Here is a 13240-nt window from a genome sequence, read left to right as displayed (position 1 = left end):
TCCTCTTTCCTTCGTCTGATTCTCATGCCGTATATCATTCTGCTAATCTTGCAAAAGCAAGAAGTAGAACTGAAATCCTTATTCGTTTTAAGGGATTAATTTCTTACTCGTCTTCTTGGATCAATGAAAATTCTTCGTCTGCTTTTTCCCGTGAGAAGGTGCAGCTATAGGTTTTTTTCTTGTTTTTGTCGTTCATCAAGTTCATCTGGAAAGTAATCTGTGTTAATTTCGAAATGTCCTTCGCTTCCTTCGCAAAGGCCTTGATATTGTCTTTGATCTGTTGGCGATTCTCTTCGCTGCCGGAATCACCTGCCATAGCGATATTCAAGGTTTGTGTCGGAATGTCCAACACAATTAATGTCGTGGATAGTCCAAAGTATGGACTGACCTTCGTAGAGATGTCGCTTTCGATCTCATATTGCTTTTCACGATTTTCATCGGAAAATAACTCGTCCCATGGATAGTCCTTCAAACCAATGCCCTTGTTAGGGTAGGCTTTGATGGGAAGCTTATTGATAATTTGCTTTTGTTCTTTTTTCAACGTGTACAGCTCATCTTTTAACTGATTGGTTCGTTCGGTGACGACATGCAGCTGGTCTTCCATTTGAAATAACCCATAGGTCGTGAGCAATAGTCCTAATGCTAAGAGAATCGTCAAGTAGAGTAAGGCAGAAACGTGTTTTCCCTGTTCTGCTTGTTTGACGTACTCTAATTTCCTTTGAAAGGATAGCGGCGTGTTCGGTGGAACATTGAGCCGTTGCAATTGCACCTTAATGATGATTCGCCGAAACCAAATAATGAGTATCAAAATGACCAGCGTGACGCTAATCCAATTTATGATCAAAATGTCTCTATCCCCTTTTCTCTCTTTCGTTTCGTTTTGCGATCAATCAAAATAATCCGCTAACTTCTGGTCCTGTTTCTTTTTCTTTATCTCTTTTAACAGCGTCCCGTTCGAAAGCGCCTCGACCTTAAATTCAAGATCATCGTAGATCGAGAGTACATTTTTCCGCGATTCTGAGACCTCGATCAGAATTTTTTTCGCTCGGTTACTGATGTTTTCTAATTCCAATTCGGCGGAGCTGATTAAATGCTTGGCTTCTGTTTGTGCCTCTTCAATCGTACGATTCGCCTGTTTTTTAGCGGAGATTAAGACTTCACCAATCTCCTGCTGGGACTGAACTACTTCTTTTTTCAGTTGTTCATTTTTTTCAATCAATTCGTCGACTTGTTTTTTCGCTTGAATCAGTTCAAGGCTTTCTTCGTTCGCCTTCTGTTCTCTCAACTTGCTTAACTCGATTTGAGCATCCGCTAAGCGGCTCGCCAGTCGTTCCTTTTCGGCTTCCAGTTCCTCTAGATGGCTGGTTTGTTCCTCCAGCTTTGCGATTTCTTCATGGGCATCAAACAAGGCACTGTTGAGAGCTTCTTTTTCAGCCGCGAGCTGTTCCATATCTTCAACCGTTTCTTCTTGCACCTGTTCTTCTGGTAGTTGTCCTTGTCCCTCGATTGCCATGTCTGATTCCTCCAATGCATTTTTTAGCTTTTGAGCTACCTGCTCCTTTAACTGTTTGATCGTTGAGCGATAGTTCGCATTGTCTTCCTTGAGACGGATTAATTCTGCTTCAACCTCTTGATCTTTCTCCTCCAGCAATTCCAGCAGCGTCTCATTCTCCTCCAGCAGCTCGCTGACTTTTATTTCGTTCTTTTGGTGAACCGCATGAAGCTGCTGATAATCCTGTTCCAAATCATGGTATTGACTTTTTAATTGATCAAATTGGGCGGCTTCTTCTTCACGTTCCCCATTGATCTGAGCCAACTTTTTTTCTTTTTTTCGATTTTCCTCTTGGACAGCTTCGTAGTTTTTCTGATATTCCTTCAGCTGTCGAGTCAGTTCCTTTAGATTGACAGCCGCAGCTTCATTTGCTGCTTCTTTGGCAGCCTGTTCTTTCTCGATTTTGTCTGCAATCTCATCCAGTTCCTTCTGCTTTTCCTCTAATTTCTCCTGAAGCTGTATGAGCGTTGCTTCTGTTGCTTTCTTCTCTTCTTCGATCTCATCAAGCTTTGCCTGCCAATCTTCGTCTCGCTCCGACAACTCATCTTCCGCTCTGATTTGTTCAAGCGATAATCGTTCTTTTAGCTCTTTATTTTCCTGCTCCAACTCATTAACACGAACTTCTGCCTCTTTTTTCAAGGCGACCAATTCTTCATAAATTTGTTGGAGCTCTGATTGTTGCTCAGCATAGTCAGTCTCTGGCTGTTTGTCTGACTCTGTGCTTTCTGAATCTTGTTCAGAAAGGTTCTCTTTCTCCTGAATCAACTCCCCCATTTCCGGCTGAGAAACTTCCTGATCATCAATCGAATGATAGGAATCTTGGATACGATTTTTCTCGTTGTAAAGCTCCTCCGCATTCAGTTCTTCTTCAGTGATCTCATTGATAAATTCCTTCAATGCTTGCGTCGATAGCCACTTACGTTTTTTCTTATTTTCTGCCATTAGCCTTTCCCACCATCATTCTTTAGATTCTGCTCAGAGACATTCTGTTTGTTAAAACCATCCTCACCTTTCTGGCGAGAATAATTGACGCTGTAAACAATTTTCTTTTCTTTACCAACAGTGGTGATCATTCGAACATGGATATCGGTCAACTCAGCTATTTTCTCCGCCTCTTTCGCAAATGCATCAAGGTTCCTTTTGATCGTCTCTTGACTGGCTTCATCATCTGCCCAGCCCTTCAGCTGCAGTGAGATCGTTTTCGGCACAGACAACGAAACCTTTGTATCAGAAGAGCCAAAGTATTGTCCGGTTCTTTGGGAAATAGCTGTTTCAAGCTGCTTCTCTAGCTTAGAATCCTTATTTTCCGCAGCCAATTTCTCCCATTCATACCCAGCAAGTCCGATCCCTTCTTTTGGGTAGCTCTTTAAGGGAATGCTTGCGAGTACTTGTTCCTGTTGCTGTTCTAGCTGTGTGATCCGTTCATTGGTCTTTTGATTTTGTGCTTTCATCTTTTGTTGGTCCTCCGCCAACGCTAGAAAAGAACCAATCGAAAGGATTAATCCAATTCCGATGACTAGGCATGTAACTAGCAAATAGCGAATGTGTCTGGCTTGTTCGATTCTCCTTAGATGGTTCGTCTTTCGTCGAAACAGCGGAGACTGATCGGGTTCTCGTTCAATCGCTGTCAGCCGTAGGTCAAACATCAGCCTGATCAGTACGAAAATAATTGCTAAACCAACGAAAACAGCACTGATTATTCCTAGTATGACCATTGCGACTTCTCCTCTAGCAGGATTTTATTTTTCATTCGCTCTCCTCCTGCTTTCTGATCAAGGATGGAAGGTGGAATTGAACCTTGCCCTCGACTTGCTTTTTCTGGACAAAGCCAAAGGTTCGGCTGTCCTTCGACACATCGATATGATCACCGGTGGTGAAGTACAGACCGGCGGGAATCTTGGTTAATTCTTGGAACTCTTCCGCAACAGCCGGAGACAATTGAAACGTATAGGTTGTTTCAAAGTCTCCATGCTCGCCGATGTTCAAGACCATCCGATCATTGCGGATAAACATCGTGTCCCCCGGCATCCCAATCACGCGTTTGACGAACTTCCCAGTTTCTCCCTTGACTGAAAAAGCAATCACATCATAACGATGGATCGGATCGCGCTTCTTTACCAACACCATGTCTTTTTCCGTCAACGTCGGACTCATAGAAGTTCCCGAGATTGGATGAAAGCTATATTCTCTTCTTACTAATTGTCCCGAGATAAACAGCACTACTAATAATAGAAGGGTCAAGATCGTAAGTACGAGACTTTTCCCGATGGATCGCTGAGGAGCGCTTCCTTCATTTTTCGTTTGACGCGATCGAACAGTTGCCATAAGTTACAGTGCTCCTTTTTTCTTACTTCGCTTTGATATATGAAACCTGATCAGAAGTCGCTAACGCGGTGTCGATGACACGGTACGAAATCACTGTCCCGCCATAAACATTTCCCTCTGAGATCAAAATCCCATCAGGTCGAACGACTTCGACAAACGCCACATGGCCATAGCGGGGATCAGAACCTGCCACTCCCGGTTTGAAGGATATCAGCCATCCGGCCTTTGGTTTTTGACTGACTTCATAGCCAAGTGCCTTGCCTTTGGTTGCCCATTCGCCACCGTTCCCCATGTAATCATCGACCGATTTGCCTAATTGCTTCACACGATTGAAGGCATACCAGGTACATTGACCAACTGGGTAAGAACCAGAGCTGTTGTAGTTCACACCGTTGTAATCAGGATATTTCATACGACTCCGATATTCTTCTGGAATCTCGTCTTTCCCTTTGATGAATACACCAGAATTCTCATCGGATGTATCGACCTGATCGTATTGCGTCAGGTGGTACAACGCGATTATTGAGTTCAGCTTTTGTCCATAGGTGGTATCTGTCGCATACGTGCCTGTTAACGCATTCGTCGTGCGTAAATAGTTCTTCGCCTCAGATCGCCATGCTTGCTTGTAATAGGAGTCGTTGCCAGAAATGCCACCACGGATTAATTGCACATAATCCCCAAGTGAAGAAGCGTAATTTGGATACTTTCTGAAAGCGGAGCTGATTGAGTATAGCTCGCCATTCCCCCGGTCTTCTTGAGTTGCCATTGAAACAGATTGCCCTTGATAGGTTCCTTTGATCCCAAATAGATTATGGTTTGGCGACAAGGATAACGTGCTGGTTCCCGAGCCACTTTCAATTAAGGCTTGCGCAATCATCACAGAGGCAAAGACGTCGTATTCCTGCCCTAACTTCCGTGCATCCTCTCCAACTTTTTCAATAAAGTTCTTCGCGCTCTCGTTTTCGGTGAAGTTCATCGAAGCGGGATACTCCTCAAGAACTTGTTTCCCATACTCAGTTAATTCTGCTTCTGGGAATTCCTTTACGAATAAATCTTCTTCCAAATCTAAGGTCTCGATTGTCACTTGACGTTGAGTCTCTATTTCTTCATTGATTGTTTCAGTTGCTGTAGGCTCTTCCGTATCGGACGTTTTTTCCTCTTTTTCGAGCTCCACATCCTCAACGGTTAAGTAGTAATCCTCTCCGATGTAGACACCTAACAAGGTCTTTTTATCCTCTTCCTTTTGGTAAATCAGACTGCCGACAGTGATTTTCTCTGGCAGCTTTTCAAGTTTATCGGTGATTTCTACATTTAATAAGTTGTGGTAGAGTTCGGTCGCCATTTGTTCAGTGCTATAGGCTGTTTCTTGTTCTATACCTAGCATTTTGATCCCTTCATAGATCAGCGCTGCATGATTTTTGTTTTCAAAACTGCTTAACAGCGGCAGCTCAAAGCCTTTCAAATCTGACTGGGTTACTTCTGTTGTTTTCAACTCAGCTGGTAAATTCAAATTACTTGTCTCTGAAAATGCATCCGGAGCGGTTGGTGCGACAAATGAACTGGACTGAACACTCGTCGTATTCGGCGTTACCGCTGCTGGTGCATTTGGCGCTACAGGCACTGGTGTTGAACCCGCCGGCTGCCTCGATGTGCTTGGCTCTTTCTGACTCTGACTTGTCGATGGTTGAGTAGGCATCGAACTGCTTGGAGTCGTTGTACTTGGTTTCGTATGGCTAGGTTTTGTGCTGCTCGATGTCGTGTTGCTGGGCTTCGTCGTACTTGAAGTAGACGAACTGTTTGTTGAGCTCGTCGAACTTGCTGTCGTTGAGCTTGACGCTGTCGAGCTGGTACTGGTGGACGAATCTGTCGTGCTGCTCTCAGAAGAGACAGGCTCTGATGAACTAGAAGCTTCCGATTCTGAGCTAACTGGTGGCACTGGTGGTTCAGACGTTTCTGGAACAGGTTCTTCCACTTGCTCCTGTACGGGTGCCGCAACTTCAGACTCTGGAACAATCCCTTCATTAATAGAAGGTTCTTGACTTTCTGGAATAGAGACTGCGCTTTCCACCGTTCCTGTTTCTACTATTAAGGAGGAGTCTTTCGTCAGTTCGTCCGCCTTTAATGCGCTACTGCGCAAGCCGGCTAATCCACCAATAAAAACTAGAATTCCACAAACAGCTATCATTATCTTTTTCATGAATTTGTTCCTTTCTAGATCAAACTAAAAAATAGTATTGGTAACAGGAATAGTAAGAACAATGGCACGACCGTCTGCATAGGGTCAGAGATGATTTTGGCAGCCAACGTCATACTGATTCGTTCGGATTCAGTCACCGGATCTTTTTTCAAAATCGTGCCGTCGATCTTTCCATCGTCGCGCTTCAGTTTCATTTGTTTGAATAGCTCGTCTTCGGCATCATGCAGCGGCTCCACACTCTTGAGATTCCCTTGAACAAGACGCCGATAAATCGTGCCAATATCTCCTTCACAACGCAGAAGGGTGATCTTCGCGATCCCATTCTTCGGTTCTTTTTCCACATAAGAAACCTCGGTCTCTTCGATAATCTTGTTCAAAGAAACCTCGTAGACATAGACGTTTTTGAAATCTGTCGTGTAAATTAGCTGACCTTTTTTTAAATCTTGAATGCGATGCAATAGCACATCTTTATCGAAAATATTGTGGGCTAAAACGACGTAATTTCCTCTGCCTAATTGTTGATCGGAGCGGTAGGTCGCCGCTCCAGTCAACAAGTTTTCATTGGCCATCCCTGCCAAGATCGGCAGGTCAATCGAGACATCAGGGATCACAATCTTGCCGATCCCCCAATTATTCGTCGTGTTTTGAACAACGGACTTTGCCTTAGCATAATCAGATATCTTTACACTTGCGATTTGTTTCTCGCCGTAGTTCGCCTTTTGGACCTTATCAATATTGTAAGAGCTCAATTCCTCTGTCGCTCCGACATTGACTGCCGCAGAAGCGGGTTCCTGTTCCATATGCAAGTAGCCATAGATTGCGGTAATCAATACCGCGGTCATCGTGATGAACAAGATAATGAATAATGTTTTCGTAACGGTAAACAAACGTTTCAGATTCTTACGGGCCTTCGCCGCAATGATCGGATCATCGGAGCGGAAGCGTTTGATGAAGCGGCGATACAAGCCCATCAATAAGGCGAAGATTGCGACATTTAGCCCCAGTGTTGCCAGAACAATATTTTGATAACTCCAGGTATTCCGCTTGTTCACTTTCTTTTTAACAGCGGCTTTATAACTGATACGGTGCCCCGTTACCAGTAACCGGAAAGTGTTAATCCCGGGCGGCGTACAAGTAAGTAGTGTCACTTTATCTTTGCCTTTATGTATCTTGACCTTATCGACATCGCTTGGCAGAATTTCCTCAAAGGAATCGATCTCATACGCTAAGCGTTTGCCTAAAATATTGATAAAAAACAAATCGCCTTCTTTTAGATTACGGATATCCGTAAACAAGACTTGGTTCTTCACCCCACTGTGTCCTGTAATTACGGAGTGGGTATTTTTCCCACCGATCGGGATCGAGGTGGGTTCAAAATGACCTAAACCCTTTTCCAATGTTTTAAAGGACGTGCCGTGAAAAAAAGGCATTTGTTTGATATCAATCGACGGAATGTCTACGGTGCCCATGACATCCCCTTGTTTCATGATCTTGTTGTAGACCACTGGATCACCCTTCGGTAATCCTTCTTGCTTGTTGTAGATGTACTCGTTATAGGCTTTCGCTAAAGCCCACTGTTCATCTTTTTCCTTTTGCGACATTTTCTTCATCGTGTCATCGTATTCAGAGACTGCCTGACTACGCTCACGATTGGCTAAGTAGTTTCCGACAATTGGATAAAGAAGCGTTAAGATTCCGCCAACGATCATAATGATCGCGAAGATTTTCAAAAAGGAATGCTTTCTTTTTGGTTTCGTATTCTTTTTCAGCTTCTTCATGGCGGGTCCTTCTTTCCAATAGAGAGTCACAATTTGAAAGAAAGAATCAAGGATACACTTAGCTCCGCATCCCAGATTCTTTCTTCAGTCATGATGCATCAATCAATTCTTAAAAAACATCTTTCTTCCGATGGATGCTTAACATCCCGAAGCCGCCCATAGCCACGATCATCGCCAAGATCCATAGTAGAACCTGCGCCGTGCCAATGTTTCCACTGGTTTGCGGCAGCTTCTTAATTTCCCCTTTTTCATCTACTTCGATCGGTGTCCCATCCGGTCCTTTGGTTACTGGCAACTTAGGGGTGTCGCCAACCACACTGGACTTCGGATAGATATACACTTCATTCAACGGTTCACCGGTCTGTTGAGGAAACGGCAGCTCGACGATCACGGGTTCCATCACATCTTTTAGCTGCGCGTGCTCCTTCTCCACAATTTGATACATCCCTTGAACGAGATTGCCCGCATGGGCAAGCCCTTTTTCATCGGTGGTGACGGTCGTAGTAAAAGCGCCGTCCCCTTGAACAGGTTCAAAACCTGATGCCCCTTGAATCGGAGTCACACGAGTAATCTCGTACGACATGCCCGGTAAGGGATCCAAATTTTTCCCATCCGCATCCTTCACTTGATCGACCTTCGTTCCATCCAATGGCAACGTACTCTCGATTTTTGCGAAGTCGAGAATCTTATACTTTTGAATGTAGATGTTGTATCCCGTATTTTCCGTGGCTTCTGCTTCGGCATGAGCAGAGATCACACCGCCAAAGCTTAGAGAGAAAACAAACAAACAGAACAACAAACGACGTACTCTTTTCATTTTAGTTTCCTCCCCTTACTTTGATTGGTCGAAAATGTAGGAATACTCCGGTCATACCAATGACTAAGAGACAGGCAGAAACAATCAAGATGATTCTCGCTGCTTTCGTACTACCAGTAAACGGCAGTTTGGTTTGACCTTTGTCAGGAACATGGACAATTGCGATATAGTTATACGTTGGAACTTCCACTTCAATCGGATTCTTAAGTAATTCAAATCCAGCGGGTGCTTTGGTTTCAACAATCGTGTAAAAGCCAGGTGGCAGACTAGCGAACTCTAGCCAGCCATCGCTGCCTGTAGCCACAGGACTACCGATTTTATTTTCATCCTTGATCGTATCAGGATCGTCTTTCTTTCCTTTGTACAGTTGGAACTCGGCACCTTCTAGAGCATTGGTGGTGCTAGCCTCGATCTCCGCATCGCTTAAATGACCATCATTATCAGCATCAATGACTGTGCCTTCTTCATACTTGAAGAGACGAATCTTTGATAGACGAGTTAATCCAGCATTGACGTCCTTAGTATGGTGGATTGATTCGCCTGAAACGACCTTCGTCGGCAGCTCTTCTATTTCTGGCAGATCATATTCATCCGTTTTGAAGGTTGTTGGATCAGCCTTAGAATTAAGAGTATCATCACTACCTACCTTCTTCTTCGTAACAATCGCTATCTTCTTAGTAACAACAATATCTTCTACTATAAATTTTGCGATATATTCACCTTCTGGCAGATTCGAAAAGCTATATTCCCCATTAGAATCTGTTTTGACCTTTGATTCCCCTGTTGAATCGACAAATTTCTCACCCGTCAGGCTCTCTTCCACTAGCTTGTCTGTATAGCTACTATTCTTATAGCTTGTACGATACAGCTTCACCGGAATATTCCCCACAGGAGCTTCAGTAGAATCAATCAGTCCATTATAGTTATCGTCATACCAAACGTATCCGGTGAGATCCCGACCATAAACTTTAGTCTCTACCACCTGCGAGGTGACAGGATTATCGATTACGGAGTTCATTCGTGCATTGTTTCGATACACATCTCCCGCCAGTTGTTCCCCATCCGGCCGAAGAGTAATCTTTAATAGAATCTTCCCACCAGTTGGTATGTTGTTTGCCTCTACTAAAAGACCTCTAGCATTATCTGGTACAGGTATACTCGAAGTTGCCTCTGTCCAGCCCGTAATCTTATTAGGATCTGATTTTTCATTATAAGTTCCCCCTGGTGCAGTCGTCGTATAGTAGAGTTTTGATGATGCTGGAGCAGGTAGTGTTTTTCCTTTTGAGTCAACCAAAGTTACTTTCACGGATTGCACGTTATAACTTCCGTTAAAACTCGTCTTCCGATCATCTCCGTTATAAGGAAGGACATCTAATAGTTTCAGCGTTGGAAGGTCTTGGATGGAATTGTTCTCCCCTGTAACTGTGTAAGTAAAGTCGGTACTGCTGGTCGCCTTAGAGTCTGCTGGATCGATTATTCCAACTTCGATGGCTTCTTTATCGATCTTTTTAGTAAGTACCAGTTGTTGATCCAACTTTTCTCTAAAGGTATCTGAAGAAGAACGACCTACTTCACTAGATTCATCCTTATTAGACGGATTTCCAGTAATCCACATCTCACCGACTGTTTTCACATTAAGGGATGATGTCAATCCCGTATCATCAAAGTCTAAATTGGAAATATCAGATGTCGCTTTGAATTTTACTTCTACTCCTTGGTCAAAATCAGAGTTTGGAAAGACCCAACGCAAAGTCGTCGACCCATCTGGATTCTCTTTAGTAGCAGGATCAGGTAATGGGGCTCCTCTTATATCTGTTGAAGATCCTTCCTTATAGGATATTCCTTTTGGTAATGTTGTATTCAATGCCGTATCATAGCTTGGTGAATCTGACCCATCGAGGTAGCCTCTAACAGAAATATCAATCTCTTGATCGGTCAAATATTGCGCTTCTTTGACTTCTGTCGTTGTTGTGATGTTAAACGGTCGGATATACGCTGAAGTACCAAGCCAGTTCCAATATTTCATCATTCGCTGATCAGAGCCATTAGTGTTGTAATTTGTGTACTGATATTGTCCATTATTGTACTCTTGGGAACTCGCTGGAAAATGGATTCCCGGCTCCAACGTTTCACCAGTCTTTGGATCAGTCACCTTTTCGACCACAAGTCCCCCTATAGTATTTCCTGCTGGAGATACCACTCCTTCAGTTTTCTGAAGAACTTTCAATGGAATAGCATTGTATAGCGCTCCTGGTGGCGCATCCGGTTCATGCATAAATTCGAAACGTATCCTTACTGCTGATATTCCATCGCTTTCTCCATATTTACCTCCTATTCCCGCATGAGTAGAGTTGGCAAGTGCATAAGTTCGAGCTTGCTTCGGGTTATCGAACCAAACAAATTGATCGTTATATGTTTTAGAGTAATTCGATATCTGCGTCTTAACGCCTTGTGTGTATTGAGTAGGGCTGGTTCCGGGTATTGGTAACGAAACTTTAGTTGTCCCAGATTTCCAGGGTGTATCCGCCGTTTTGGCGACACCATATTCAAAGGCAATATCACGTCCCATATAGTGGACCTGCTTAGGTTGAGTATTCGCAAGTAGGACATAACGTGATTCGTCAAATTGAAATGTAGATGGATCAAACATGAATATCTGGTCCAATACAGTGTATTTGTCTAATTCCTTATTATTCAAAGCGAAGGTCGAACCGAGATATGCCTTATCATCTCCTGCGTTTAGTCTTTCGTTACCTATCGGATCAGCAACAGAAGCAGTTTCAGAAGAGGCAGGAAAAACAGCTCCCCATCCCACAACAGTTTGGTTACCGATTTTGAATGCTTGGGAATCATCTGGTGGATTACGACGAAAGAAATTCACTCCACCAAAACCACTACCTGGTGTGTCGTTTTTAGCCGTTGTAAAAATCAATTTACTCGCAGTATTATCTTTTGTATTATCGACAGTTATTCCATCAAAGGTAACAGTATTGACCGAAATACCAACTGAATACTGCCCTGCAAAAGTAGTCCCTAAAAAATTCTCTGTTGCTGTTCTATCCCAATACATCAACAATTCTAGGCTTGAGAAAGCATTCGTCCAATCCTTTTTAACAGCGTTTCCTTCCATATCATAGATATAATTGCTTTGAAGTGGAATATAACCACTGTTTGTCACTGATCCAGATTTTGAAGCAGTGAATGTACCTGAGTTATAAACACCTCTTTCATTAAAATCTGTTTCTGGTACAGTCATAGCGGTTTTTCCAGTATTGGCATTAGGAACTTTTAGGACTGATAGGCCAGATAAATCCAAGCCTTCATTGAGATTATCAGTAAACGGCATTGTTCGATTCAAAACGGCTGGAGCATAAGCTCCTATTCCTGGTGGAGTTATTTGGGAGCTACCAGACAACGTTCCGTTTTTATTTCCGCTATACGATCCTGTATGGTTAAATGTATAACTGATCGTTCCTTTAGGATAACAAACTCCAACATAAGGGTTAGCAAATTCGGAATGTTCATCCAATGGTTTTAAAGTAGTAACAGCTCCAATATTATACGTATCTGATTTGATCGTTGATGGATTTTGGTCAAAAACCTCTGATGAATTTTGAATTTTCCCTTGTTTTAATTGCACCATGATATTCGGCTTCGAAGAAACAGTCGTCTCTGCTGGTGCCAGACTTTTAAATGATTCGTCTTCATCATAGGTATGATCATAGGTATCATCGATCTCTACAGTTTCGGTAGTTCCATCACTATTTACACGATCCGCACTGATAATCGTTATCTTGAAGGTCGGCTGTAGCTTTTGTCCATGGGGAGCTCCAAAGACATTGATGACAATTGGAATAAAGACTTGTCCTGTATCAGAGATAGAGGACTCAACGATCCCTTCAGAATAACCGGGGCCAGTGTCATCATCTGTCATAAGAGTGCCATTCGGATGATAGTATTTGCCATTCGCAACTTCGGCATTTATTTGCGGTGTCTTGTCATCCGCCATCAGTGTGATTGCATCCGGCAATGTTGCAGTTACCTGATACTTGATATTCGTATAAGTTACATCTACATTCATATTTTGGACAGAAAAATCAAGTAGATAAGAAATCTGGTCGAAAGAACGAACAATATTATTGGAATTATCTTTATCATGACCAGGATTATTGTCATTATCAAATGTAGCAGCTCCGTCCATCACCTTAACATTTGCTTTCGGGATTTGGACATCACCATCTTTCGGAACACGCCTAGTTTCCTTAGATTTTTCTACTGAGCTATCTGATAATGCGACAACGGGAGTAATCAAACTCTCATCTGGACCATAGTTCTCTTTATTTAATCGAGAAATCTCTTTGTCCGTCTTTTCTGTCGGTACCACCATAACGGTTTTGCCATCTACTTCTTTGGTTTCAACTTCAATCGCGGTTTTCTTTTCACCAGTTTTCTCCTGCTTTGCCGTATCATTTGCTTGTAAAGGGCTACTACTAGATATCTTAAAAAAGATACCTAGTAGGAATATGACTGGAAGCAAGATTATGATTAGCCTCTTTAGTATTCTCTTTCTC

Annotated in this window: 8 protein-coding genes; all 8 read right to left on the bottom strand. The window is 43.0% G+C overall.

What is annotated here, in order from left to right; all coding sequences use genetic code 11:
* Positions 1-103: 103 nt before the first annotated feature.
* The 8 genes from E6139_RS09320 to E6139_RS09285 all read right to left on the bottom strand — a co-directional run bounded on the left by E6139_RS09320 (position 104) and on the right by E6139_RS09285 (position 13206).
* Entirely contained in the window at positions 104-844 is a 741-nt protein-coding gene (locus E6139_RS09320; protein ID WP_316402791.1) for a hypothetical protein, read from the bottom strand.
* Positions 845-886: 42 nt separating this feature from the next.
* Complete coding sequence (locus E6139_RS09315; RefSeq protein ID WP_316402790.1) at positions 887-2494, bottom strand: hypothetical protein; 1608 nt, start codon at positions 2492-2494, stop codon at positions 887-889.
* Complete coding sequence (locus E6139_RS09310) at positions 2494-3267, bottom strand: hypothetical protein (RefSeq protein WP_316402789.1); 774 nt, start codon at positions 3265-3267, stop codon at positions 2494-2496. Before E6139_RS09310 ends, E6139_RS09315 begins: the two co-directional genes overlap by 1 nt.
* Before the next feature lie 31 nt (positions 3268-3298).
* The gene (lepB, locus tag E6139_RS09305; RefSeq protein WP_316402788.1) at positions 3299-3877 is read right to left on the bottom strand and encodes a signal peptidase I; all 579 of its coding nucleotides are present in this window, start codon (positions 3875-3877) and stop codon (positions 3299-3301) included.
* A gap of 22 nt (positions 3878-3899) precedes the next feature.
* Positions 3900-6074 (bottom strand): glucosaminidase domain-containing protein, encoded by a 2175-nt coding sequence (locus E6139_RS09300; RefSeq protein WP_316402787.1) that lies wholly within the window; start codon positions 6072-6074, stop codon positions 3900-3902.
* Positions 6075-6088: 14 nt separating this feature from the next.
* A complete protein-coding gene (locus E6139_RS09295; protein ID WP_316402786.1) occupies positions 6089-7852 on the bottom strand; it encodes a class C sortase in 1764 nt (587 codons plus the stop codon).
* 109 nt (positions 7853-7961) lie between these two features.
* On the bottom strand, positions 7962-8669 hold the full coding sequence (locus E6139_RS09290; protein ID WP_316402785.1) for a pilin N-terminal domain-containing protein: 708 nt from the start codon (positions 8667-8669) through the stop codon (positions 7962-7964).
* A 1-nt stretch (position 8670) separates the two neighbouring features.
* On the bottom strand, positions 8671-13206 hold the full coding sequence (locus E6139_RS09285; protein ID WP_316402784.1) for a SpaA isopeptide-forming pilin-related protein: 4536 nt from the start codon (positions 13204-13206) through the stop codon (positions 8671-8673).
* Between the last annotated feature and the right edge of the window lie 34 nt (positions 13207-13240).

The sequence above is a fragment of the Enterococcus sp. genome (assembly GCF_032555305.1).
In the GTDB taxonomy this organism is placed as follows: domain Bacteria; phylum Bacillota; class Bacilli; order Lactobacillales; family Enterococcaceae; genus Enterococcus_A.
Note: the sequence above shows the minus strand (reverse complement) of the source record. Positions and strands in the feature narration are given on the sequence as shown.